Raw genomic sequence first — 25,672 nt, forward strand, 5'->3', positions numbered from 1 at the left:
GCGTGATGACAGCACCTTCCGAACCATTCCCCGGCGAGAGCCAGGGGCGTATCGACCTTGCCGCCGCCTTCCGCCTCGCCGTGCACAACGGCTGGCACGAGGCGGTCGCCAATCATTTCAGCCTCGCCGTTTCGCCGGACGGCCGGACCTTTCTGATGAACCCGAAATGGCGGCATTTTTCCCGCATCCGCGCCAGCGACCTCTTGCGCATCGATGCGCGCGATCCCGCCACGATGCAAAGGCCCGACGCGCCGGATCCATCCGCCTGGAGTATTCACGGCGCGCTGCACCGCCATTTGCCGCAGGCCCGGTGCGTCCTGCATGTGCATTCGCCCTATGCGACGGCGCTTGCAAGCCTCGCCGACCCGAGCGTGCTGCCGATTGACCAGAACAGCGCACGCTATTTCAACCGCGTCGCCTTCGACCTGCATTACGGCGGCATTGCCGACCAGGAGGCGGAAGGGGAGCGGCTCGCCAAAGCGATGGGCAACAAGAGCCGCATGCTGATGGGCAATCACGGCGTGATCATTACCGCCCCCACCGTGGCCGAAGCGTTCGACGATCTCTATTATTTCGAACGCGCCTGCAAAAACCTCATTCTCGCCCATTCGACCGGCCGGCCGCTGAGCGTTCTGCCGGACGAGGTCGCAGAACAGACGGCGTGCAGTTGGGAGGATTACGCGGACAGCGCCTTCGCGCATTTCAACGAAATGAAGCAGATCCTGGACGCGAAAGAGCCGGATTACGCCCAGTAGGGCGAGCTGTCTTTTGGCGCTATCGAACCGTTTGCGAGCTAAAAGCTCGTGGTCCAGGGTCAGTTCCCGAGACGCAGCACACTCTTAGAACGCGCCGAACGAATAGTCGAAGCCCAAACCCAAGGTGAATTGGTTGCGCGAGCCCAGCCGATGGGTGATCGGGCTCGTCGCCGCATCCGACACCAGCCGGTCGTAGCGCTGATAAAGCGTCGTACGCCAGGCGTCGGTCCAGTCGTAGCTGACCGCGGTGCTCAAGCCGACCGACTTCACCCCGCCATCGGCGCGAAAGGGCGTGACATAGGGATTGCGCTGCGCGGCAACATTGCTGACGCCAAAGGCCAGATTCATTTCCTTTTGATCGGCGAGGCTGAGGCGCGGGCCGCCGGAGAAAGTGAATTTATTCCACGGCTGGACGTAATCCGAGCCGAGATCGACCACGAAACCGTCCGCGGCATGGAGGCCGTGCCGAAGCTCGACGCGGGCCCGCCATTGCTCCGGGACGAACCAATATTCGAGGAAGACGCCGCCCTGAACCGTCCAGGGGTAATTGTCGAGACCGCGCAATCTGGCATCGATCGTGCTGACGTAACGGCCGCCATCGATGCTCGCGACCGGGCCGGCTTTGAAAGTCGGCGTATCGATCAGCGCATAATCCATATTGTCGTCCGGCGCGCTGAATTCACGCGGCTCGTTCGAACGGCGGAAACTGAAAGACGGATAACCGGTCGGGCCATAAACGCGCGCGCCCTCGTAGCGGGGCTCATACTCGGCCATCGCCCCGATCGTGATGATCCAGCCGTTCGTCAACACATCGGGAGCTTGCGGCTTCTGTTGCGACGCTTCGGTTGGCAGATCGGCGGCACGGGCCGCCCCGATCAGGGCAAAACAGGCGAGCGCCAGGACCAAATAGCTTGGACTCGCAGCTCGAACCCGATCGCTGTGATGTTTCGTTTCGCTGCGACCCAAAATACGCACTCACTACCCATTTATTGACCGCTCAATTTTAATACCAAGTTTTTTGATGCGGTGCCAGAGACTCCGTTCCGCTATGCCTAACAAAGCTGCCGCCTTCACTTGGACCCCTTGCGTTTCACGCAAAGCATTGAGGATGAAACTGCGTTCGAGACGCTCCAGCTCGGCATCGAGATCTTGCGGCAGGCGCGAGAAAACCTCCCGATTTCCGCCCTCAAAGACATATTTCGGCAGGTCGGGCAGGTCGATCGACGTCTCTTGGCAGACCAGGATCGCCCGCTCTATGCAATTTTGCAATTCCCTTATGTTTCCTGGCCAAGCGTAGGTCCGCAGGGCCTTTTCCGCGGCGGGCGTCAGGCCGACGATCTTTTTCCCCATTCGGTCGTTGTAAAGTTTGAGGAAATGGCTCGCGAGGATCGGAATGTCGTCGCCGCGCTCGCGCAGCGGCGGCAGGTGAATGGGATAGACATTGAGCCGGTAGAACAGATCCTCGCGGAACTGGCCGGCGGCAATCATCTCCTGCAGGTTTTTATGGGTCGCGGCGACCACCCGCACATCGACCCGCATGGTCTTGCTGCTGCCGACCGGCTCGAAGCTCTGTTCCTGCAGGACGCGCAGCACCTTCACCTGGGTGGTCACGGGCATGTCGCCGATCTCGTCCAGGAAGATCGTACCGCCATCCGCCGCCCGGAACCGGCCGTCGCGGCCGCTGACGGCGCCGGTGAAGGCGCCTTTGACGTGGCCGAACAATTCGCTCTCGAGCAACCCTTCCGGGATCGCCGCGCAATTGACCGCGATGAACGGGCCGGAGGCGCGGTCGGAATTGAAATGAATGGCGCGGGCGACAAGTTCTTTGCCCGTCCCGCTCTCGCCCTGGAGGAGCACCGTCGTGCGGGTCGCGCACACCTCGCCGATCTGCCGCAGCACCGACTGGAACGAGGCGCTCGAGCCGATCAGATTGTCGAAACTGTAACGATCCGCCATTTCCTCGCGTAGCCGGCGGTTCTCGGTCTCGACCTTGGTGAGTTTGAGCGCCCGCTCGATGGTCGCGACCACGTCCTCGACCTCGAACGGCTTGGCGACATAGTCGAATGCACCTTCCTTGACGAGATCGACCGCGTCGCGCACCGAAGCATAGGCGGTCATCACGATCACCGGCAGTTGCGGCCGGTCGCGGCGCAGGCTGTGCAGCAGATGGCGGCCGTCCTTGCCCGGCATTTTCAGATCAGTGATGACTAGGTTGATGGGTTCGGAGTCGAGCAGCTTCAGCCCTTCGTCCACCGATCCCGCCACGACCGCCTCGAAACCATGCGCCTGCAGCGCAACGGAGAGCACTTCGACGAGCCGTATCTCGTCGTCAACCAAAAGAATATATGGCTTTGCCATGTCCGCCTCAATTGGCCAAAGGCAGCGACAGGGTGAATTGCGCCCCCTCGCCACTCTGACTTGTCACTACAATTTTTCCGCCCAATTCCTCGATGATCGACTGCACCTTCGCCAGGCCAAGGCCAGTGCCCCGCGTCTTGGTGGTGAAGAATGGGTCGAAGATCCGCTCGCGCACCTCTTGCGACATGCCGCGGCCCGTGTCGGAAAACCGCACCACCGCCTGAATTTTATCCTTCCCGGTCGTCACCGCAATCGTGCCGCCATCCTCCATCGCCTCGAGCGCATTGACGATGAGATTGAGAAAAACCTGATGCAGCCGGTCGCGGTCGCCTTCGACCATGAGCGGCCCGGAGGCGAGTTGCAGCCGCGCCTCCGCTTTGTGATGGGCGATCGAGGGCCCGCAAACCTCAAAGGCGCGGGTGACCAGCGCGTTGAGATCGAGCTTGTCGCGCCGCATCTCGTTCGGCCGCACATATTCCAGCATGTCCTGCACCAGGCGGTCGATGCGGTCGACCTCGTCGAGCACGAAGCCGACGAGACGCGCTTCCGACGGCCCGAGCTTGGACTTCATCCGCACCACTTCGCTCGACGTCTTGATGATCCCGAGCGGATTGCGGATTTCGTGCGCGATGACCGCCGCCGCCTCGCCAAGCGCGGCAAACTGGCTGCGCTTGCGCATTTCCGATTCCATGGCGCGCAGCCGTTCCAATTGCTCAGCCATGGAATTGAACCCGGCAGCCAGTTCACCGATTTCGCGTCCGCCTTCCGCTTCGACGCGGATCGCGTAATCGCCGCCCGAAATCGCCGACACGCCATGGGTCAGCGCGCGCACCGGCCGCGCGATGCGATGACTCATCAGCAACGCCACCCCAAGCGCAACCAGCGCCGAAACCGAGGCAAGACCGGCAAAAATGCCCCATTGGCCGAGCGACTCGAACAGGGCCGACGTGCCCGCGAGCCGTCCGGCGACGATGCCGACCAATTGGCCGTTCTCGTCGCGCAGCGGCGCGAAAGCCGCAAGCGTCTCGTCGGAATCGTTATCGTCGAGATTGGTGTCGCTCGACTCGCCCTGCCCCAGTTTCTCGACGATCCGGTCCGCGACCGGCTGCGCCGGACGGTCCGGGCGCTCGCTGACGGGAACCGCCTTGCCGCCGATCACGCGGTAGACCTGCACATCGAGCGAGGAGAGAGCGCGCGTTATGCCGAAGAGATCGTCATCGATGATGTTGGCGACGATCACGTGCTGCCGCTTGCCGTTCCAATCGAACGAATGGCTGGAAGCCACCATCAGCGTCGGCGCGCCGTTGCGCTCGGCCACCACGATGCCGCTGCGGTCCTGCTGCGGCAGCGTCCAAGTCAGCTTGACCCCCGATGACATCGCGACCTTGCCGGTGTCATCATAGACCGTCACGACATCGTAGCCGACCGAGGTGAGAAGCTCGGCAAAAACCCGTGCCTCCTGGCCAGGGTCGTTATCGGCGGTTTGCTCGGCATGCAAAGCGCCGGCGACGATCCCGGCGGCCTTTGCCGATTCATCGCGCGCCTCGGCCACTTCGGTTGCAAGGAAACGCACCGCCTCCTCGAGCCAATTGGAAAGATTGCTCTGGAACGCATCCTGAATCGTCGTCGCCGCAATATAGGACGCAACCAACACCGGAATGACGCTCACGGTAAAAAAGGCGAGGATCAAATGCGCGCGGAGCGATAATTTTTCCGCCAGCCTGAGCTGTGCCAGGCAACGGCTCCAGAAGCTCGTGTTGCCCTCGCCGCGCATCGTCATTTTGCTCCCGCCTTGCAGCGGGGCAGATCTTTCGGCGCACGCGTCATCGTCTCGGTTTCGCCCATGAGTTTCATGCCCACATAGCCGCGCAGGTCGAGCGTATCCGGCCCGCTCAATTGCGCGCTGAGCGTATAGCTCTTCCCACTATCGGGATCATAGCCATGGCCATTGTCCCACGTGCCGTCCGATTGCGGAGCGAGATCGGCGATCACCTGCAAGCCGCACAAGGGACGAATCCTCGAAGCCGCATCGGGATTGTTGACATCCTGCGCCGGTTTGCCGGCTGCATCCAGCGGCGCCTTGAGCCAGACGATGTGGCCGCAAAGCGCGTTACCGCAGGCGCTAATTTCGATCGCCGCGTCGCGATCGTCGTTGAGCCACAAGCCCGAAATGTCGGCTGCCTGCGCCGCGCCGACGAAACCGATTGTCATGGCCGCCGCCAGAAACGCTGTTCTCGTCATCCGCCTCACTCCACTTTCATGCATAGCAACGGACGGCCCCTACGGTTCATGCCGCCTTGTGCTCCGCAAGTTTCCTCAGGTCCGGGTCCCAGCGCGTGAAATCGATCCATGGCGCGGCAAAACCGATGAATGCGTTGAACATCGGGTTGCGCGCCCGCACAAAATTGGACGACGACCGCAGCACGCTGCCGAAACGCAGCTTTTCGCGATAAGCTGTTTGCCCTGTCTGCAAATACCGCGCCCCACGCGCGAGGCAAATGCGGATATTTTCCATCCAGCTCACCACGTAAAGATCATAATCGCGGGCCAGCGGATAGCGCATGCCGATGAATTTGTCGATTACACGTCCGGGTTCGAAAAACAGCAGGTTGAACGCCGCCAGCACGCCATCGATGCGATACAGAACAAACCGCGCCGAGCCTTTCAGCTCGCGCGCGACGCCGCGAAAATAGCCCTCCGGCAAACCCTCGAAATCGCCGTACCGCACCTGACTGCGGTCGCGGGTCTCCGCATAGAGCGCCTCGATCTCCTCCGCGATATCTTCGATATCCTCGCGATGTTCGATCACGACATCGCGCGCGCGGCGCAACTTACGGCGAATATCCTTGCGTGTCGAAGACGAAAGCGAGGCAAGATACTCATCGACCGTCGAAAACGCGATCTCGAGCATCGCGCAAGGCAGGCTGACAACTTCCGTGTAACCCTTCTGGCGCAAAACGCCACGCGCCGCATCGCGCTCGTGCCCCGCAAGATCCTTGAATGCGATCAATTTGGCACCACGCCCCTTTGCTTCCGCTTCGACTGCCCCGATCAGACCGGCGATCGCTTGCGCCTGCACATCGACGGGCAAGGACGGTCGCATCGCCAGATGACAGCGATCGGTGAGCGTGGAGCCGACGACGAGCATCGGCCATTCGGTCAGCGAGCGCACCCGCTTCGGCGCCTTGGCGAAGAACGCTGCAACGGAGCCTTGCAATGGCGTGTCGAGACTATAGCGCGTTTCGAACAGGGGAGCAGCCACAAGCATGCCCTCCGCATCCCTGATTTCCACTGCGGCCACTGGCATCGGCATGCGGCCGGTGGCTTCGCAGGCGCGGTAATAGGGCCAACCCTCGGCCTCGTCGGCATACCACGCCGACCAATCGTCCTGCGCCAGGCTGCTCACGCCCGACGCAATCCGCACGGTCCAATCACGCCGCATGCTGCGAAGTCATCGCACGCTTGATTGGCTTGACCTCGCGTGCCCGAAAGACCTCCTGCAGAAATTCGACCGTACGGTCGGCGACGAGATGGCGCTGCCGATCGACGGTGATGATGTGATAGGAATCATCAAGGATCAGCGTGTCGACGAGACCGCCGAGGCCGCGCTGCAGGCGCTCGACATTCCACAGGCTGGCCATATCGTCCTCACGCGGATGAATGATCAACGTGCGTTGCTTCACCGTACGCATTTCCTTGCGATAGACGTCGACCATCAGCCAGAATTGCCGCACCGACGCGGACGGCGTCGACATCAGCCCCGCTTCCGCCGAATCGCCGCTGTTGAGCGAGCGCATGATCATCGCGCGAATACGTTCGTCCTTGATCCCATAGGGGAAATGTTCAACGAATTTGTAACGGCGGCCCATCGGCGTGTGAATGAGCAGGCGCAACAAGAAGCGATACCACGGCATCGACCAGCCGTCATAGGTCAGGGTCGGCGCGAGCATGGCGACGCCGTGCACGCGGGTCGGATGGCGCGCGGCGACGAGGGAGGCGAGAATCGCGCCCATCGACAGGCCGCCGGTCACGATCTGCGTGCAGGTCTTTTCCAGTTCGCCCAAAGCCTCTTCGACGCCGGCGAGCCAATCGCGCCAGCCAGTCTTGAGCAGATCCGCCTCGGTGCCGCAATGGCCCGGCAATTGGCAACAGAGAACGGTATGGCCCGCCGCATTGAGGCGCTTGGCCAGCGTGCGCATCTCAACCGGCGTGCCGCCAAGACCGTGAATGAGCAGGACGCCGGTCTGGCCGCCTGCGAGATAAATCGTTTGGTCCTTCATATCGGTCTCATTTCTTCTTTAACTGGGCGCGGCGGCGCAAAAGCCTTGGCCGCGAGGCTGGCGGATTGCGGAAAAGCCCGTGTGCGAGCGGCTTCTGCCTGAGTGCCGCTACGAGCCGAGCGCGGTGCTCCTCCCTCCATTCCCTTCTGCCGGCCGCCCTCAGTCACGGCCGTCGCGCGGTCGTGGCTTCGGCCAACCAGCAGTCCCAAAGTTTTCAAAATGGCGTCATTGGCCCATGCATTGCGCGCCATGTCCTGCGCGCCAGGCTCCGGCACGCGCGCACGATCGGTCAGCGACAGGAAAGCGCGGAACGGATCGCGAAATTTCGGCTTCGAATAATCGCCGCAAATATCGACGCCGACAATCCGTCGCCGCGCCGCCGTGCGCTTCAGCGCATCGAGCACCAGCGCGAGCGGCATGGCGCCCTGATCCCAATTGGTATAGGCCTCTTCCGGTCCGAGCACGTCCTTGTCGATCGTCACCCAGACGGCTCCGGCCGGAAGGCGCGCGAGAATATCGTCGAAAGCGGTGGCCCAATCCTGATCCTGCAGATTGCGCCATACCAGCCGGCCATCGTGCGTCGCAACCCCAGGTGCGTCGAGCGGCTTGCCCCAAAGCTTCGTCGGCGGCGCGCGCCAGGCATGGACTTCGAGCCGATTGTCGCGGATCGCCCGCAGATTGGCGGTTTTCCATTGCGGCCGGACGAGATCGTCGCTCGCCGGACCGATGGTGACGACCTTCTGCACCTGGGGCAATTCCAACGCCCGATTGACCCAGGCACCGCAATTCATCGTGCGCGGGAAGCGCACCCAATCGGGATGATTGTCGAAATGCAGAATGGTCAGAGGTTCGGACACGCGCGACACGAGGCCGGCGGTGAGATGATGAAAATCGCCCGACCCATAGAAGAAGACTTCGCAATCGCTTGATGCAGCGCGCGGGCCGATGCGGCGCAGAAACTCGCGCATCGCCGATTTGGACGCGACCAGCCGCAACGACGGGGCAAGATCGGTTAAATCGATCCGCTCGGCGCTGCCGCTCGTGATCAGCGACGCGATCGGCGCCTGCCGCGGCAGGGCGCCATCGATATCGGCGATCACGAGGCGCATATTACGCTTTCCGCGCGAGCGCGGCAGCCGTATCGCGGGCCGCCTGCAGCGTCTGCTCGACGTCGTCCGCGGTATGAGCCGTGGAGACGAAGAGATTCTCATAAGCGCCAGGATGGAACAGCACGCCGCGCTCCAGCATGCCCTCCCACCAATGCCGGAACATGGTTTGATCGGCATGGCGCTCGGCATCGCGATAATTGTGAATCGGCTGCGTCGCGAACCACACCTGCATCAGCGGTCCGACGCCAACGACATAAGCCGGAAGGCCGGCCTCCTGCATCACCGCGCTCAAGCCGTCGCGCAGCCGGTCGGAGACGTCATAAAGCCGCGCGAACAGCCCGTCCTGGGCAAGTTCGTCGAGCGCCGCATTCGCCGCCGCAACGGCAATGCCATTGGCGGTATAGGTGCCGGCCATCGAGACCGTGCCGTTGGCCACCAGCGCCATGACCTCGCGCCGGCCGCCGAGCGCCGCCACCGGAAAGCCGCCACCGAGCCCCTTGGCGAAGACCGACAGATCGGGCCGCACATTATAATGCTTTTGCGCGCCGCCGAGGCTGACGCGAAAACCGGTGATCACCTCGTCGAAAATCAGCAGAATACCGTGCTGCTGCGTCAGCTCGCGCATCGCTTCGAGATAGCCGGGCTTGGGCAGAATGCAGCCCGTGTTGCACATCACCGGCTCGGTGAGCACGGCGGCAATCGAATCGCCCTCGCGCGCGATCACATCGGCGAGAATCTGCGGATCGTTCCACGGCAGGATGATGAGATTGTCCTCGACACCGCTCGGCATGCCGGGGCCTTGCGCCACCGGCACCGGCCGCTCGTCGGGGCCGGCTTTGTCGATCGAGGGATGCTTGCTCCAATACACGCCGTCGGAAAAGCCGTGATACATGCCCTCAAAACGGATGATTTTGCGGCGCTTCGTATAGGCGCGGGCCAGGCGCGTCGCGTAGAGCACCGCCTCGGTGCCGGTGTTGCACAGCCGGACCTGTTCGATACTCGGGACGGCGGCGATGATTTTTTCGGCCAGCACCGCTTCGTCGGCGGTCGGGAGCGCGAAGACCGTGCCGCGCTGCTGGATGAAATCGACCACAGCCTGCGTCACCTTGGGTGGCCGGTGGCCGAGGATCATCGGGCCAAGGCCGAGCAGATAATCGATATATTCATTGCCATCGACATCGCGCAAGCGCGGCCCCGCGCCACTCTCCACGAACAAAGGATAAGGCGTCCAGCCGGACCATTGCGCCCGCGCGGTCGAATTCACCCCGCCCGGGATGACATCACACGCGGCGGTAAACAGTGCACCGCTTGTGGAGCTGCGCAGAAAAGGCTTGTGAATGGAATGCATGCAAACTCTCAGATGATACCAAAGGTCACGAGAAGCGACCTTTGGGCCGCTCTTCACTTTTCGCTTAATCTTATTGAAAAGGCGAAAAATTAAGAAAGGAACCAACGGTCATTCTTTATGACCGTCGGTATGACGATGACGGCCGGCTCTGGGCGCTCGACCCCGAATCCGGCAAGGGCGCCCTTATGGCGCCCGAGTGTCATAACATTGTGACCGCGGCGCGCATGGCTGCTCACCGCAATATGCGCATCCGGATCTCACTCCGGAAGGAAAATCTTCCGCATGTCGGCGGCGATCTGCGGCACCAGCGACGGCATCGCGGCGGTGACTTCCGCAAAAGTCTCGAAGGCGCGGTACGGAATACCTTCCCGCTCGCAATGGCCGCGCAGCTTGCCCTTGGCGAAGACGAAGGACGCTTCCTCGGCGAGACAAAAGTCGGACCGTCCGTCACCGATCAGAATGACCGGACGGATATGGCGCGCGGCGACACATTTGCATACGCCGCTGCCGGCCCGGCAGCCCGAATCCGCATTGGGGAACTCCAAGCGCCAGCTTGTCGCACCGGCTTGGACCAGGCGATTCGCCTTGCGCGGCACCTTGACCTTGAGGCGGCTCAACGTGCGGTCAATCGAACGGTCGAGACCGTCCGAAATGATCTCGACGCTCGCATCGATCTCGCGGGCTGCCGTGACGAAGGTGCCAAAACCCGCGTCGACCTTCAACTCGTCGATCGCTCCGTCGAGCTCGGCGGGGGAAGCCGTCAACAGCGCGACCTGGCGCGCGAGGCATTCGCGCGAGCCGATCCGACCAGTCACCCAGGCGCGCTCGATATCCAACCATGCCGGGGCGGCAAAGCGCTCCAACAAGAGATCCGTGGCATCTTCCCGGGTAATGGTCCCATCGAAATCGACAACAAAATGTACCGACATCAACACCAACTCCAAACTGATGCCAAATTCCCGAGCAATTCCTATGCCAAACTACATAATATTGATTTAATTTAATATTTTGCGCCGCACAGAAAATAGATACTACAAAAAATGTAGCCCCTCCCGCAATTTGTAATCTTGTAGGCCCCTCAAGGGCTTACCGTCCCCGGAACTGGCAGCGTACGAATGAAATTGGCCACTTCGTGCGGCTGGACGACCGAAGCGCGGATCAGCGTGTCGTAACGCTGGGAGAAGGTGCGGATATGCTCCACGCCGCTCAGCACCAGGTAATGGGACCCGAGATAGATGGCAACCTGCTGCTGGCCGAAAACCGTGAAAGGCGCGGAAAAGGCGTTGCGGAGCGCATAAAGATAGACACGCAGGCTTGGATAGAGCTCCTCAATCAAGTCGGCCATCCGCAGCAGAGCGGCGCGGCGCGCCTCGGCCGGCAACCCTTTCCATTGCGCGGTCCCGGCAGCAAAGGTTTCGATCCGCTCGAGGGCGACGCAGGCCTCGAGCTCGTTTTCCGGCCGCCGCAGCAGGGCGAGGCGCTCATGCGCCTGATCGATGGAAATGATGGCATCGGCGCCGATCATCTCCGCATATTCGTGCCGCAGCACGTCCGGGGTCTTGAGGAAATCGGGGAATGTCGCCGGCACCGTGCGCACACGGTAGCCGGTGGCGTCCTCAGTCCATCTGAGCCAATGGTCGTCGGCCGGCGAATTGACCTGGGTCTCCAGCCGCAAAACCGTCGCGACGATTTTCGCCCCCACCTCCTCGCGCTGGCTGAGGCCCAAAAGCCAATCGAGCGACACGCCCGCAAAAGCCGCAATGGCCACCAGCGTCTCGGCACGCGGCAGCCGGCGGGACTCTTTGTCCAGCAACTGCGCCAGGGTCGAGCGGTCGAAGCCGGCGCGGCGCGCGAATGCCGCATGATTGAGGCCGGAGCGCTCGATGACCTGGATCAGGCGCTCGCGGAAGACGGCGGAGCGGTCGGGCGAACTCATGCTGCTCTCCTAGCCAATGGTTACAATCATATCATATTGTTTATTATTGTAAACATAATTTCAAATCCGCATATATCAGTAACATTGCCAAACATGTCAGGAGGTGTATCCTATAAATATCAGTTCAACCCCTTCGAATCACTGGAGTAATCAGGTGAGTGCCGCCGCGCCCCGTGTCATGTGGAAAAGAAAAACAGTCGAGTGGCAAACGCTCGCTCTCGCGGCAGTAATCTACGGCGGCTGGTTCGCGGTGACCTATTGGCAGGCCGCCCTCCCCTGGTGGGTCGTCACCCCCGTCGGCGCCTGGCTGATCGCCTGGCACTCGCAATTGCAGCACGAGATTCTGCACGGCCATCCGACCACCTCCCGCGCGTTCAACCGCTTCCTCGCCTCCTGGCCGGTCTCGCTCTGGCTGCCGTACGAGACCTATCGCACCGCCCATTTGACCCATCATCGCGACGAGCGCCTGACCGACCCGATCGACGATCCGGAAAGCTATTACCACACCCAGTCGCACTGGGCGGACCGGCACCCGATCAGCAAGGCACTGGTCACCGCCCAGTCCACCCTGCTGGGCCGCATGGTGATCGGCCCGCTGTGGATCGTCCCCCGGTATGTCGTCGCCGTGGTGCGCAAGGCTCTCCAGGGCTGCGCCATCGAGCGCCGGGCCTTGGCCGAACATATCCCGGCGCTGCTGCTGGTGCTGATCTGGCTCGTCTTCGTCTGCAAGATGAACATGTTGTACTATATCTTCGGCATGGTCTACCCGGCGACGGCGCTCATGCTCGTGCGCTCCTTTGCCGAACATCGCGCCGAGGACGAAGTGGAAGAGCGCACCGCGATCGTCGAAAATTCCTGGATCCTGGGGCCGCTGTTCCTGTTCAACAACCTGCATGCGGCCCATCACGAGAATCCGATGATCCCGTGGTATGAAATCCCGGCCTGGTACAAAGCCAACCGCGCGCGCTTGATCGCGCAGAACGGCGGGCTCGTCTACAACAGCTATTTCGAGGTGGCGCGGCTTTATCTGCTGCGGCCGCACGATACGGCGGTGCACCCGCATGACCGCGCGATGAATTACGATCAGATTCAGGCCGGCAAGGGATATCCTGCCGCAAGCGCCTCCGAATCCCAGGCAAGCGTTTCCGCATAATCGTCCAAGCTTACCGGTTGAAAGCCGGTGAGCGCCAACGTCTCACCGAGCGGCGCGAACCAGGCGCGCGTATGCGCGGCGGCAAATGCGTCCTTGAGCGCGGTCACGGTCGCCGCATCGGTCGTCGGCGAGGCGACGAAAGCCGGGATTGGCGCGAGATCGGTACTCTCCAGCACGCGAATGCCCCGCGTCAGCTCCGGCAGGTGCAATTTCAGCAACATGTGCCAATAGCCGTCCAGCGGCCCGACATCGATCGTGCCGTCGCGCACCGAATCGACGATGCGCCGCGCCGTGATCAGATTGCCCTTCACGTTGTTGTAAAGCGTCGGGTGCCGGGCATCGTGATATTTGAGCAGGTGATGGCGCAGCGCATTGAACCCGGAATGGGAATGTTCGACCGTCCAGCCCAAGGTGCCGGCAAACGTGTCTTCGAGTTTGCGGTACGGACTGTCCGCGCGCACGATGATGTCGGAGCGATACAAAGGTTTGCCCTTGGCCCAATCGGCCGCGGGGATCGGCGCGGCAATCGGAATATTGGGCGTGAGGCGCAAGGCAATCGGATAGCCGCACATCTGCACAGCCCCAAGATCGCCGCGCGCCCATAGATCCTCGAGCGGCTGCGGCGCCGGATAGGGCGTATAGGCCATCGGCACGCCTGCCTCATCGGCCACGTGCACCAGCAGCTCGCGCCACGCAGCCTCGGCAGCGGGCGAAACCGAATACATGCGGGCATTGGCGATGAGATTGGTCATGCGAGTCTCTTAAGGTATAAGCTCAAATAGTGCCGCGCGACCCTTCTCCCAGAGGGAGAAGGTGCCGAACGAAGTGAGGCGGATGAGGGGACACCGAATCATCATTGGCTGAACTCTTGTGATGGCCAATCTAGCGAGGGAGTCCCCTTCATCCGCCTCACTTCGTTCGGCACCTTTGATTTTAAGATCACAGGTCATCCCTCGCCCAATATCTCACATCTTCATCGACATCGTTTGCAAGCTTGCGCAGGCACAGTCTTGCGGCTTTGTTTCTCGGGAAGCTAATTAACGCACTCGCAACTCCGCGCCGCACATCCGCAACCGGATCGTCGCTCGCGGCAACAAGCGCGGCAATGGCTTCCTTCGCCTGCAAATGCCCGAGCGCGGAAGCCGCGCTTTCTCGCACTTGAGCGCTTCTGTCGGTAAGCAAGGGGATGAGTAGCGGGACAGATCGTTTCTTATATGGCATTCGCGGCGTGCCGAGTTGACCCAGCAAAAATGCACCGAGATCTCTGTCCCGAGACCTTCTTGATTTTATCATTTTCTCGGCCAGGTGGAAGGTTTCAATCTCCCCCCGGATTTGCAACTCGCGCGCCGCGGCGGTTCTCACAATATCCGTTCTATCATTCAGGAACGGTATTAAGGCATGAGAAGGATACAGTTTAAGCGCTTGCCAAACCAGCATTCTCAGCGAATGACCGGAATTATCAGAGCTCACGTCAATCATCTGAATTCCTACTCTTGCCACCCTTAGACCAACGAGGGTCCGTTTTATCCTCACGCTTTCATTCTCCCTTCGGGAGAAGGGTGCGCGGCAAGATTCCGGCTAAGATCCGATCTCCGCTTTGCGCCTCGCCACATATTCATCCAATTCCGCTTTCACCGCATCATCGAGCGGCGGCGGCACATAGGATTCGAGCGCGCGTTTCCACACGCCCTCCGCACGCTGGGTCGCATCGCGCGCACCCGCATCGCGCCAATTCTCGAAATTGCTCCAGTCCGACAGGATGGGGCGATGGAAGGCGTTTTCGTAACGCGCGAGCGTGTGCGGCGAACCGAAGAAATGACCGCCTGGGGCAACAGCGCCGATGGCATCGAGGCCGATGTCATCGTCGGTGAAATCAATCGGCTTTAAGATCTCGGCCCAGCCGCGCAACATTTCGGCGTCCACGATGATTTTCTCGAAGGAGGCAACCAAGCCGCCCTCGAGCCAGCCCGCAGCATGGTTGATGAGGTGGCTGTGGCTCATGATCGAGGCCCAGAGCGAGAAGGCCGTTTCATAGGTCGATTGCGCATCGACCGCAGGCGAAGCATTCACCGCGCTGGTTCGATAAGGAATCTTCAGCCGCCGCGCGAGTTGCGCGCCGCCCAAAGTGGCGTTGACATATTCCGGCGTGCCGAATGCCGGTGAGCCCGAACGCATATCGACATTGGACGTGAAGCCGCCGAGCACGCAAGGACAGCCCTTGCGCACCATCTGCACGAGTGCAATCACGGCCAATGCTTCCGCCGTCTGCTGTACGAGCGCGCCCGCCAATGTGACCGGCGCCATGGCGCCCATCAGCGTGAACGGCGTGATGACGCAGCATTGGTTGTGCTCGGCAAAAGTGAGGATGCCTTCGAGCAATTCCTCGTCCACCCGGCGCGGCGAATTGACATTGGTGACGACCATCAAGCTCGGTTCACGAACGAGATCGTCAATGCTGCACTGATGCTCGATCGCCGCCATGCGGATCGCATCCATGGTGGGTACCGCGCCGATGCCGCGCCCCGCCCAAACGATGTCCGAAAATTCGATATGCGCCTTGTACATGTCGAGATGCCGCACCGGCACTGGCACATCCACCGGCTCGACCACGACGCCACCCTGCCAGTGCAAGATCCCTAGAGCATGGGTGAGCTTGATGATGTCGCGGAACGCTTCGATGTCGCCGTAGCGGCGGCCGCGCGACAGATCCGAAACGTTCGGCGCGCCGTTTACCGGGCCGAAATTGACGACATTGCCACCGACATGCAGATCGCGCGCGCGGTTGCGCGAGCGCAGCACGAATTTTTCCGGCGCATGCTGGATGAAGTTTTGGACAACATCGCGCGGCAGGCGCACCATTTGCGTCTCGTCGACGACGACGCAGCCATTCTGCCGGTAGATATCGCGCGCGCGCTTCAGCAGAATTTCGATGCCACCGGTTTCCAGCAGCGTGAAAGCGGCATCAATCAGCCGCTCGATCTGCTCAGCATTGAAGATCTCGACCGGCGCCCAACGGTTTTGCAATCGTGGCAAAGGCGTCAGCGTCCCGCTTGGCGCCGACCGCGGACCACCGCGTGAGCGTTCACGACGGCTTCTATGCGGGGCATTTTCGATGGTCATGGATGAGTCTTTCTATTCGGAATAATCCTCAATCTTACTGCGCATCCCTTCTCCCGCTTTGCGGCAGAAGGGAGCCCATGATCAGCCCCGCAGCAACAATCCCTTCGGATCGTGCAGCGGCTTCGCGGTGATCGTCGCCGTGCAGATCTTGCCGAAAATATTGATCGTGAAGGTCTCGCCGTCGCTTGCCAGCGCCGCCGGCACATAGCCCATCGCGATGCTTTTGCCCACGCAATGGCCGAAACCGCCCGAGGTGACATAGCCGACCGGCTTGCCGTCCTTCTCGATCGACTCGTAGCCGATCACATCGGCATGATCGGCATCGACCACCATAGTCACGAATTTCTTCTTCGGTCCCGTCTCGCGCTCTTTCAGCACAGCGTCGCGGCCATTGAATTCGGGCTTCGAAAAATCAACGAAGAGATCGAGGCCAGTCTCGGCGGGCGTGTAGTCGGGGCGGAAATCCTTGTTGAACGAGCCGTAATTCTTCTCGAGCCGCAGCGAGGACAGCGCACGTCCGCCGAAATGCACGAGACCAAAGTTCTGGCCTGCCTCGACAATGTCGTCATAGAGCGCGACCTGGAAATCCGGCGTCGTCCATACCTCGTAGCCAAGTTCGCCGGTAAAGCCCGAGCGCGACAGAATGCACGGCGCGAGCCCGACCGCCGTTTCCGTCAATTGGAACAGTTTGAAGGCATCTTTGGCGAGATCGACCCGCACCAGCTTCTGCAGGAGCGCACGCGAATTGGGGCCGGAAATCGAAAAGCCGGTCAAGGTTGACGCACGGCTCAGCACCGTGACGTCGGCGGGTGGATTCTGGCTCCAGAACCAGCGCATGTGAAACTCTTCGGCAAAGCCAGAGCCGAACAGCATGTAACGGTCTTCATCGAGGCACGAGATCGACAGATCGCCGATGATCTTGCCGGCGGGCGAGAGCATCGGCGCCAGCGCCATGCGGCCGGGGCGCGGCATTTTACACGCGAGCACTTTGTCGAGCCAGGCGCGGGCGCCTTTGCCGCGCACTTCGTATTTGCCGTAGTTCGAGGTCTCGTACATGCCGACCGTCTTGCGCACGGCCTGGCATTCCGCCTTGACGATCGGAAACGCCTCCGAGCGGCGATAGGTCGGCGTCTCCTGGCGCGCGACGCCGTCGGGCGCAAACCACAAGGCATGTTCCAGACCGAAATTCGCGCCCCACACCGCGCCGGCCTGATCGAACCGGCCATAGACCGGCGTTGCGCGCACATTGCGTGCCTCGGGCAATTCCTCGTTCGGGAAGGCGAGGCGGAAGCGGCGGCGATAATTCTCAACGACTTTGCGGTACGTATAGGTCGGCGTCGCGAAGGAGCCGAACCGCGATACGTCCATCGCGAGAATATCCGAGCCCGGATCGCCCTTGGTCATCCATTCGGAGAGCACGAGGCCGATGCCACCGCCCTGGCTGAAGCCGGCCATCACGGCGCAGGCGACCCAGTAATTGCGCAAACCGCGCACCGGACCGACAAGCGGATTGCCGTCCGGCGCAAAGGTGAACGGGCCATTGATGACCTTCTTGATGCCCGCGCGGGCGACAGCGGGGAAATGCTTGAAGCCCACTTCCAATTCGGGCGCGATGCGCTCGAGATCGTCGGGCAGCAATTGCATCGAAAAATCGTCCGGCGTCTTGACCGGCGACCACGGCACGCAGGCTTTCTCGTAAGTGCCGAGCAGCGCGCCCTTGCCCTCCTGGCGGAAATAGATCTCGCCGGAGAAGTCGGTGGTGTTGACGAATTCTCGGTCGCGGCCTTCGAGCTCCGGGATCGCCTCAGTGACGATATACATATGCTCCATCGCGAGCACCGGCAGCTCGATGCCGACCATGTGGCCGACTTCGCGCGCCCATAGGCCGCCGCAATTCACCACATGATCGGCATGCACCGTGCCCTTGTCGGTCACCACATCCCACGTGCCGTCGCGCCGCTGGTTGAGTTCGAGCACGCGGGTGAAGCGGTGGATTTCCGCGCCCAGCATGCGGGCCGATTTCGCATAGGCCTGCGTCGTGCCGGCCGGATCGCAATGGCCGCCATCGGCGCGCCATGCCGCACCGATGAAATATTGTTCCTCGAGCAGCGGATTGAATTTTTTCGCTTCCCTGACCGACAGAATCTCGGTCTCCATGTGCAAGTGCCGCGCGCGGCTCGCCATGAGATGCAGAAAATCCATCTCGCCGTCGTTGGAGGCAAGATAAAGGCCGCCATTGGCGTGAATGCCGCAGGATTGGCCTGAGAAAGCTTCGAGCTCGCGCAACAGATCGAGCGTATATTTCTGCAGACGCGACACATTGGCGTCGCCGTTAAACGTGTGGGTGCCGCCGGCCGCATGCCATGTGGAACCGGACGTCAATTCGCTCTTTTCGATGAGCATCACATCGCGCCAGCCGGCCTTGGCGAGATGGTAAAGAACGCTACACCCGACGACGCCGCCGCCAATCACCACCGCCTGCGCATGCGTTCTCATAAAGCCCCGTCCTTCTTGGATTTTTGTTGCTGCTTCAGCACATCAAGATGCGGCATGATCGGGTGCGGGGCCTGTCGTGTCCATGCCAAAATTTAGATGCCGGACGGAGCGCCATCGGATTTTGAGGGATGGCACTTGCCCCGCTTGCAGCGATCCTCTTCACCCGTCGAGCCGATAGGCCTTGGCTGCCGTATCGCGGTAGAACGCGCGCAGCTCCGCATCGCTGCAACCATGAAGAATCTCGTCGAGAATCTCGATCCAGAGCGGATAGGGATGGGTCAGCGTCGAAACCGTCCAATCGGAGCCGAACATCGTCCGCCCGAAACCGAAACAGGCAATGACATGTTCGACATAGGGCCGGATGATTTGCGGCGTCCAGGCGTTGGGATCGGCTTCGGTGATGACGCCCGACATCTTGCAATAGACGTTCGGCAGGAAGGCGAGTTCGCGCAACTCGCTCCACCACGGCTCGCGAAACCCGAAGCGAATGCCGGGCTTGCCGATATGGTCGAGAATGAAAATCACTTCTGGACAGCGCCGCACGAGTTCGATCGCATGAGTCATCTGCCAATGTTTGATGCATAGATCGAAGCTCAAACCATATTTGGCTAGCAGCCGCACGCCGGCAATGAAATCCGGCTCAAGGCAAAAGGCCGGGTCCGCTTCGCTCTGGATGAGCCGGCGAATCCCGCGCAGCGATTTGTGCTCGGCCAAAGCGACAAGATCGGCCTCGACGAAAGCGCCTTTTTCCAAAGGCGCATGCGCGACCATCGCAGCAATGCGCGGCTCCTCGCGGGCAAGCCCGTCGATGAACCCCGCTTCGTCAAGATGCAGGCCCGGATCGGCGGCGACCTCCACAAAGACCACCTTCTCGACTTGCACTGCATCACACGCTGCATCGAATTCGGGCAAAAGATGGCGCCCGAGAAGTGCCGGCGCCTGTTGCATCCAGGAATAGGAAAGACGCGCCGAGTCATAGAGATGAATATGCGCATCGATCAACGGAAAATCTGGCATAAGCATTCCTTAGAGTCAGGACCTGAATCAGATAAGGTCTGGATAAGATCAGAAAGGCCGAGCGCCGCGTCGCATGCAGATCTTGACGGAACCGGCTTGCTGGTCAAGAGCGGTACTGGCATCATGTGCGAATCTGGAGGATGACGTGAACAAAACATTCGTCGGCGTCGATTGGGGCACATCGTCTTTACGCGCCTATCTCGCCGATGCGGGCGGCAAGATTCTCGCCGTTCACCGCAGCTCCGCCGGCATTCAACAGCAGCAGGGCGCATTCGAATCGACGCTCGGTACCGTTTTGACCGAATTGGCCGCGCCGCCGCATGTCCCCGTGCTCATGGCAGGTATGATCGGCAGTCGCCAGGGCTGGATCGAAGCGCCCTATGTGGAAACGCCATGCGATGCCAAGCGCCTGGCCGCCGGCCTCGCCGATGTCCCCAACGGGCTCGGACGCGATATTCGCATCGTGCCGGGCCTGTGCGACCTGTCCGGCCCCGCACCGGACGTGATGCGCGGCGAGGAAACACAATTGCTCGGGCTGCTGCGCGATTTTCCGAGCCAGTATGGCGCCGTCGTCATGCCGGGGACTCATAGCAAATGGGTGCGGGTGCAGGATGGGCGAATCCTCGGCTTCGCCACCTACATGACCGGCGAGATGTTCAAGGTGCTCAAAGACCATACAATTCTCGGGCGGCTGATGCCTGCCGAGAGCCCCGACGATCCAGAAGCCTTCGCCCAAGGCGTCGATCATGCCGGGTCGAGCGGGCATTTTCTCAATCATATTTTTTCGGCGCGCACATTCGGCCTGTTCGACCGGCTGCCGGCGGCGTCCCTAAAGAGCTATTTGTCCGGCCTGGTCATCGGCCATGAAGTGCGGGCGGCGGCCGGCGGCGCCTCCGGCCCCGTCGCGATCGTTGCCGATCAAGCGCTTGCGGCGCTCTATGCCCAAGCCTTGCAGCGCATCGGCTGCGCCCATGAAACGGCCCCCGACCACATCGTCCTGCGCGGCTTAAGCGAGATCGCGCGGTCCGCCGATCTGGTGTCATAATTCTGTCTGCGAATTGTGATGATGCAGTGTAGCGCGACAGCGTGCCGGAATCACAAAGAGTCTGGTGCGGATCGCGCAGCTTGGGCCTGTTAAAGCGAATGACTGGGTCTAGGGGGCATCATGTGGGCATTGCAATATTCCGCCGAACCTCCGGCCATCGTGACGAATCTGCCGGTCGTCAAGAAAATGCCGAAGATTGTCCGCGATTTGATGGGCTTGCCCGCCACCCTCGGCCGCGTCGGTGACCTCGAAATCCGCCTGGCGACGACGAAGAAAGAAATTCGCAAGGCCCAGCGGCTGCGCTACCGCGTCTTCTTCGAAGAAGGCCATGCCATCCCCGACCGCACCGCCGCTTTGTTGCGCCGTGACATATGTCCGTTCGACCGTGTCTGCGATCATCTGCTCGTCATCGACCACGCGGCGCGCAGCACCCATTTGAAACGCAAGAAATCGCGTGTGGTCGGCGCCTACCGGTTTTTGCGGCAGGATGTGGCGATGCGCAATTTCGGCTTCTATTCGACGGCTGAATTCGACGTGACGTCCCTGATCGCGCGCCACCCCGGCAAGCGCTTCATGGAGCTTGGCCGCTCCTGCGTGCTCGAAGCCTACCGCAGCAAGCGCGTGATCGAATTGCTCTGGCAAGGCATCGCCGCCTATGTGCAGCATCATGGCATCGACGTGATGTTCGGCTGTGCGAGCTTTGAAGGCGTTAGGCCGCAAGATCATGCCGAGGCGCTCGGCTATCTGCATCACCACGCCAAGGCCAAAGGCGATTATGCGGCGAGCGCGCTCGCCAATCGCTACAGCCGCATGGATGTGCTCGGAGCCAAGGACATCGATCCGCGCCGCGCCATTGCCGCGATGCCGCCGCTGGTGAAGGGCTATTTGCGTATCGGTGCGCGCTTCGGCGACGGCGCGGTGATCGATTGGCAATTCAACACGACCGACGTGCTGGTGATTCTTGCCGTCGATCAGATCGAGGCGCGCTACCTCAATCATTTCATTCCACAGAAAGTGGCGATGGCCGCTTAGAAGGCTTCGTCCTTCAAAATGGCCGCCAAGGCCTCGCGATAAGTCGGATAGGCCAGCGCGACACCGAGATCGCGCTTCATCTTCGCATTCGACACACGCTTGTTCTCGCCATAAAAGCTGCGCGCCATCGCTGTCAAACGTGCGCTGGCGAAATCCTGCTCGGCCGGAGGCTCGACGCCCAGCAGCGATGCGCCATAGGTCACGACATCCTGCGGCGGTGCCGGATAGTCGTCGGTGACGTTCCACAGGCCGCCGCCGTCATGGGCGAAGGCCGCACGAATCGCCCGCGCAATGTCCTCGACATGGATGCGGTTGAACACCTGGTCCGGCTTGATCAGCCGCTTGGCGGTACCATTGCGCAAATTGACGAATGTATTGCGGCCCGGCCCGTAAATGCCGGCGAGGCGCAGGATGTGAACGGCCTTGCCGGTCTGCGCAGCGAGGGCGCTCCACTCGTTCTCCACTGCAACGCGCGCCACGCTGCGCGCACTCTTCGGATTGGGCGCCGTCGTCTCATCGACCCATGCGCCGCCGTGATCGCCATACACACCCACTGTCGAGAGATAGACGATGCGGGTCAGTTGGGCGGTTACCGCGAGCGCGTCGCGCAAAACATCGAGAACGGGATCGCGCAGTCCGTCGGGCGGAATGCTGACAAGCACGTGCTCGGCGCGCGCGAGTGCCTCATACAGTTCCGGCGTGCCGTGTTGGCCATCGAACACCAGTGCGTTGAATCCCGCCTGCGTCAAGGCGGCAACTTTGTCCTGCGTGCGCGCCGTGCCGACGATCTGCGTGCCATCGGCCGCGTGATGGCGCACATAATATTGCGCCGTATAGCCCAAACCAAAAATCAGAAGACTCATGCCTCTATCCATTCAGCGCGAACCTCATCATCCGTTTCGCGCGCAAACGCTTGCGCGGCATGATGCTGAAACACATCCGGCGGCGCAAGCCGCGCCAGCGCCCACACTGCGGCACCGCGGACCACAGGCGACTCATCATTTAAATGGCCGATCGCAATGTCCGCCATCGCAGGGTCTTTCGCATTGCCAATGGCGATCAGCACGTTGCGCAAGAAACGGTCGCGGCCGATGCGCTTGATCGGACTGCCGGAGAAATGCGTGCGAAAGGCTGCGTCGTCGAGGCTCGCGAGAAAGGTGAGATCCGGCGCATTGAGATCGCCGCGCGCCGCAAGCTTCGCCTCGCGGCTGGCTTGCGCGAATTTGTTCCAGGGACAGACCGCAAGACAATCGTCGCAACCATAGATGCGGTTGCCCATCGCCTGGCGCAGTGCGCGCGGAATCGGCCCTTTGTGCTCGATGGTGAGATAGGAAATGCAGCGGCGCGCGTCGATCTGATAGGGCGCGGGGAACGCGTCGGTGGGGCACACGTCGAGGCAGGCGCGGCACGAACCGCAATGATCCACTTCGGCCTCGTCCGGCGCGAGGGGCAATGACGTGAAGATCGATCCGAGAAACAGCCAAGAGCCGAACTCGCGCGAGACAAGATTGGTATGTTTGCCCTGCCAGCCGAGCCCCGCGCTCATGGCCAAAGGCTTCTCCATGACCGGCGCCGTATCGACGAAGACCTTCACATCGCAGACCTCGGGCTTCGCGGCCTTGACCAGCCATTGCGCCAGCAGCTTCAGCTTGCCCTTGATGACGTCATGATAATCGCGGTTGCGTGCATAGACCGAGATCGTTCCCTTGTGTCGGGCGGCCAATGTCGCGCGCGGATCCTCTTCGGGCCCGTAATTGACGCCCAGCATGACGATGCTGCGCACTTCGGGCCACAGCACGCGTGGGTCGGCCCGCCGCGCCGCCGTGTCCTGCATCCAATCCATCGAGCCATGCCGATCGAGTGCCAGCCACGCCGCCAAGCGTTCGGGCGCAAGCGGCAGCGCATCCGGCGCCGCGATCCGGCACAGGTCGAATCCCAAATCCTTGGCCGCCACCGCCAAGCGGCTTTTGAATGCGGTATGGTCGCTTTGCATCGTCTCGACCGGAGAAGTTCCTACCCCCAATTATAGCGGGGCGGCTGCAGAAATGGATGCCACGATCCAGGATCAGAAATCGAGTTCGGCGTAAATCTCCGACGGCGCCATGCCCGGCGTGCGGTCGGCCAGAAGCGGGCGGAACGAGGGACGCGATTTCAGCCGGACATACCAATCCTTGGCCGCCTCATCCTCGCCCCAAGGCACGTCGCCGAGATAATCGACGCTGGAAAGATGGGCGGCCGCGGCAAGATCGGCATAGCTCATCTCATTGCCCGCGAGCCATTTGCGCTTGCCGACGAGAAAACCGATGTAGCGCAGATGATAGCGGACATTGTTGCGTGCGGCGCGTACCACGTCCATGTCGAGCGGCCCGCCGCCGCGCTCCTGCGGCATGAAGCGCTTGTATACTTTCTCGGTGATCAGCGGTTCGGAGACTTCCGCGAAAAACTTGTCGTGGAACCAGCTCATCAGGCGCCGCACCTCGACGCGCGCGGCCGGATCCGGCGGCAGCAGCCGCTGATTGGTGGTCGTGCGGCTCCGCGTCTCGTCGAAATATTCGGCGATGATGCCGGTGCCGGGCAAAACCTGCCCCGATTCCTCGACCATCACCGGCGTCCGGCCGGCCGGGTCGAGCAGCAGGAAATCGTACCGCCGCTCGAACACCCGTTCCTCGATCAGCTCCGCATCGACGCCGAACTCGCCCAAGAGCAAGCGGACGAACCGCGAATGCGGACACAACGGATGATGGTACAGGGTGGCCATTAATGGTCCTTAACCATGCATAAAGGCGCACACAAGGCTCAGCCGCAAGATGTGGCGACCAACAGATATTGTGGTGAACAAAAGGTAAAAGCGGGATGGGATAACGCTCTCACACTCCATTCCGCCGGGTGAGGTTCAGCAAGTTTTGCAGCACATTCTCCGCGGCAAATCCCACGCTTCTCATCAATTGCTGAACGAGCGTCTGCTTTTCTTCCATCGTCACTTTGAAAATCCGCGCCTCGTGCCGCGCGCGGAAGAGATAATCGTCCGATGTGCTCAACGCGTCGATGAGGCCGAGCGACAGCGCCTCCTGGCCGTACCAATGATCGCCATTGGCGACTTTTTCCAGCTCGATCTGCGGGCGGTAGCTCTGCACGAAGTGCTTGAACGCTACATGGGTCGCGCTGAGCTTTTCCTTGAAATGCTCGCGGCCCTCTTCGGTGATTTCGCCGAGCACGGAGACGGTGCGCTTATATTCGCCGGCCGTATATTGCTCGTAGTCGATGTCGTTCTTCTTGAGCAGCCGGTACAAATTCGGCACTTCCGCGACGACACCGATCGAGCCGACCACCGCGAAAGGCGCGCAGAGAATCTTGTTGGCGGTGCAGGCCATCAGATAGCCGCCGCTTGCTGCGACCTCGTCGACGCAGACGGTCAGCGGAATTTTCGCGTCGCGGATGCGCAGGAGCTGCGACGCGGCATAGCCATAGGAGGTGACCAGCCCGCCGGGGCTGTCGATCTTGACGACGATCTCGTCACTCTCGGGCTTGGCGATGGTCAAAACGCCGTCGATCTGCTGGGCGAGCTGCTCGGCGGCGCTCGCCTTCGTGTCGCCCTTGAACTCGATGAGGTAGAGGCATTTGCGCGTATCCTTGCGCTCGAGCTTCGCCTCTTTCTTATGGGCCTTGCGCCGCGCTTTCAGCGCCTTCTTGTCGAGCACTTTCGCGACGAAACGCTCTTCCATCTCGTCGTAAAGGTGATTGAGATTGCTGATCGTGAGGCCGGTCTCGTCCTCCTCCTGCCCGCGCGCCACCGACGCGATGAGAATGACGAGGCCGCCAACCGCACCGACGATCAGCGCCGCCTTGAGGGCGAAAGACGCAATATGCAACCAGAAATCCATCGCGAACCTATCCCTGTGGCGCGGCCGGCCTGTGCCAGAATGGGGCGGCGCCCATTTACGCCGCAAACCCAAAATTCACCAAGAGGCGCCAGATTGGCGTCGAGACCGGCGCCTCCAGTTCTCGCGTAAGCCGGTCCGCTTC

Annotated in this window: 23 protein-coding genes; 4 read left to right on the forward strand and 19 right to left on the reverse strand. The window is 61.5% G+C overall.

The window, feature by feature from the left end:
* Positions 1-5 precede the first annotated feature (5 nt).
* A complete protein-coding gene (locus tag V9T28_RS18900) occupies positions 6-755 on the forward strand; it encodes a class II aldolase and adducin N-terminal domain-containing protein (protein WP_116402570.1) in 750 nt (249 codons plus the stop codon).
* An 84-nt stretch (positions 756-839) separates the two neighbouring features.
* Here V9T28_RS18900 and V9T28_RS18905 read toward each other — a convergent pair whose 3' ends face one another.
* From V9T28_RS18905 to V9T28_RS18950, 10 genes are all read right to left on the reverse strand, one after another.
* Positions 840-1,730, reverse strand: a complete 891-nt coding sequence (locus tag V9T28_RS18905; protein WP_147306517.1) for a MipA/OmpV family protein — start codon at positions 1,728-1,730, stop codon at positions 840-842.
* A gap of 3 nt (positions 1,731-1,733) precedes the next feature.
* Complete coding sequence (locus V9T28_RS18910; RefSeq protein WP_116402572.1) at positions 1,734-3,113, reverse strand: sigma-54-dependent transcriptional regulator; 1,380 nt, start codon at positions 3,111-3,113, stop codon at positions 1,734-1,736.
* 7 nt (positions 3,114-3,120) lie between these two features.
* The gene (locus V9T28_RS18915) at positions 3,121-4,893 is read right to left on the reverse strand and encodes a sensor histidine kinase (protein WP_116402573.1); all 1,773 of its coding nucleotides are present in this window, start codon (positions 4,891-4,893) and stop codon (positions 3,121-3,123) included.
* Positions 4,890-5,354 carry a DUF2147 domain-containing protein gene (locus V9T28_RS18920; protein ID WP_158554892.1) on the reverse strand — a complete coding sequence of 155 codons (465 nt, stop codon included), beginning with the start codon at positions 5,352-5,354 and terminating at the stop codon, positions 4,890-4,892. Before V9T28_RS18920 ends, V9T28_RS18915 begins: the two co-directional genes overlap by 4 nt.
* A gap of 46 nt (positions 5,355-5,400) precedes the next feature.
* Positions 5,401-6,555: a GNAT family N-acetyltransferase gene (locus tag V9T28_RS18925; protein ID WP_116402575.1), complete on the reverse strand. Its 1,155-nt coding sequence runs from the start codon at positions 6,553-6,555 to the stop codon at positions 5,401-5,403.
* Entirely contained in the window at positions 6,545-7,393 is an 849-nt protein-coding gene (locus V9T28_RS18930) for an alpha/beta hydrolase (RefSeq protein ID WP_116402576.1), read from the reverse strand. The genes V9T28_RS18925 and V9T28_RS18930 overlap by 11 nt, the downstream gene beginning before the upstream one ends.
* Positions 7,390-8,502, reverse strand: coding sequence for a hypothetical protein (locus V9T28_RS18935; protein ID WP_116402577.1), 1,113 nt, complete (start codon positions 8,500-8,502; stop codon positions 7,390-7,392). The genes V9T28_RS18930 and V9T28_RS18935 overlap by 4 nt, the downstream gene beginning before the upstream one ends.
* A 1-nt stretch (position 8,503) precedes the next feature.
* Complete coding sequence (locus tag V9T28_RS18940) at positions 8,504-9,850, reverse strand: aspartate aminotransferase family protein (RefSeq protein ID WP_116402578.1); 1,347 nt, start codon at positions 9,848-9,850, stop codon at positions 8,504-8,506.
* 257 nt (positions 9,851-10,107) lie between these two features.
* A complete protein-coding gene (locus tag V9T28_RS18945; RefSeq protein WP_116402579.1) occupies positions 10,108-10,779 on the reverse strand; it encodes an HAD-IB family phosphatase in 672 nt (223 codons plus the stop codon).
* Between the two features lie 149 nt (positions 10,780-10,928).
* On the reverse strand, positions 10,929-11,786 hold the full coding sequence (locus V9T28_RS18950) for a helix-turn-helix domain-containing protein (RefSeq protein WP_116402580.1): 858 nt from the start codon (positions 11,784-11,786) through the stop codon (positions 10,929-10,931).
* Between the two features lie 154 nt (positions 11,787-11,940).
* Between V9T28_RS18950 and V9T28_RS18955 the strand changes: the two genes are divergently transcribed.
* Positions 11,941-12,939 carry a fatty acid desaturase gene (locus V9T28_RS18955; protein WP_245424227.1) on the forward strand — a complete coding sequence of 333 codons (999 nt, stop codon included), beginning with the start codon at positions 11,941-11,943 and terminating at the stop codon, positions 12,937-12,939.
* Here the strand turns inward: V9T28_RS18955 and V9T28_RS18960 are convergent.
* The 5 genes from V9T28_RS18960 to V9T28_RS18980 form a co-directional block, all read right to left on the reverse strand.
* Positions 12,876-13,691, reverse strand: coding sequence for a phosphate/phosphite/phosphonate ABC transporter substrate-binding protein (locus V9T28_RS18960; protein WP_116402582.1), 816 nt, complete (start codon positions 13,689-13,691; stop codon positions 12,876-12,878). The genes V9T28_RS18955 and V9T28_RS18960 overlap by 64 nt on opposite strands.
* Before the next feature lie 187 nt (positions 13,692-13,878).
* Positions 13,879-14,418: a HEAT repeat domain-containing protein gene (locus V9T28_RS18965; RefSeq protein WP_116402584.1), complete on the reverse strand. Its 540-nt coding sequence runs from the start codon at positions 14,416-14,418 to the stop codon at positions 13,879-13,881.
* A gap of 99 nt (positions 14,419-14,517) precedes the next feature.
* Entirely contained in the window at positions 14,518-15,972 is a 1,455-nt protein-coding gene (locus tag V9T28_RS18970) for a trimethylamine methyltransferase family protein (RefSeq protein ID WP_245424228.1), read from the reverse strand.
* Positions 15,973-16,140: 168 nt separating this feature from the next.
* Entirely contained in the window at positions 16,141-18,555 is a 2,415-nt protein-coding gene (locus V9T28_RS18975; protein ID WP_116402586.1) for a GcvT family protein, read from the reverse strand.
* A gap of 159 nt (positions 18,556-18,714) precedes the next feature.
* Positions 18,715-19,572 carry an amidohydrolase family protein gene (locus tag V9T28_RS18980; protein WP_158554893.1) on the reverse strand — a complete coding sequence of 286 codons (858 nt, stop codon included), beginning with the start codon at positions 19,570-19,572 and terminating at the stop codon, positions 18,715-18,717.
* Between the two features lie 145 nt (positions 19,573-19,717).
* Here V9T28_RS18980 and V9T28_RS18985 point away from each other — a divergent pair, with 145 nt between their 5' ends.
* Together V9T28_RS18985 and V9T28_RS18990 are read left to right on the forward strand one after the other, a co-directional pair.
* Positions 19,718-20,617, forward strand: coding sequence for a 2-dehydro-3-deoxygalactonokinase (locus V9T28_RS18985; protein ID WP_158554894.1), 900 nt, complete (start codon positions 19,718-19,720; stop codon positions 20,615-20,617).
* 120 nt (positions 20,618-20,737) lie between these two features.
* Complete coding sequence (locus tag V9T28_RS18990) at positions 20,738-21,649, forward strand: GNAT family N-acetyltransferase (RefSeq protein ID WP_116402589.1); 912 nt, start codon at positions 20,738-20,740, stop codon at positions 21,647-21,649.
* Here V9T28_RS18990 and V9T28_RS18995 read toward each other — a convergent pair.
* The 4 genes from V9T28_RS18995 to sohB all read right to left on the reverse strand — a co-directional run bounded on the left by V9T28_RS18995 (position 21,646) and on the right by sohB (position 25,530).
* Complete coding sequence (locus V9T28_RS18995; protein ID WP_116402590.1) at positions 21,646-22,512, reverse strand: SDR family oxidoreductase; 867 nt, start codon at positions 22,510-22,512, stop codon at positions 21,646-21,648. The two genes, V9T28_RS18990 and V9T28_RS18995, sit on opposite strands and share 4 nt — an antisense overlap.
* Positions 22,509-23,642 (reverse strand): tRNA epoxyqueuosine(34) reductase QueG, encoded by a 1,134-nt coding sequence (queG, locus tag V9T28_RS19000; protein ID WP_116402591.1) that lies wholly within the window; start codon positions 23,640-23,642, stop codon positions 22,509-22,511. The genes V9T28_RS18995 and queG overlap by 4 nt, the downstream gene beginning before the upstream one ends.
* Positions 23,643-23,714: 72 nt before the next feature.
* On the reverse strand, positions 23,715-24,407 hold the full coding sequence (locus tag V9T28_RS19005; RefSeq protein WP_116402592.1) for a glutathione S-transferase family protein: 693 nt from the start codon (positions 24,405-24,407) through the stop codon (positions 23,715-23,717).
* A gap of 109 nt (positions 24,408-24,516) precedes the next feature.
* Positions 24,517-25,530, reverse strand: a complete 1,014-nt coding sequence (gene sohB, locus V9T28_RS19010) for a protease SohB (RefSeq protein WP_116402593.1) — start codon at positions 25,528-25,530, stop codon at positions 24,517-24,519.
* Between the last annotated feature and the right edge of the window lie 142 nt (positions 25,531-25,672).

The sequence above is a fragment of the Methylovirgula sp. 4M-Z18 genome, from assembly GCF_037890675.1.
Taxonomy (GTDB): domain Bacteria; phylum Pseudomonadota; class Alphaproteobacteria; order Rhizobiales; family Beijerinckiaceae; genus 4M-Z18.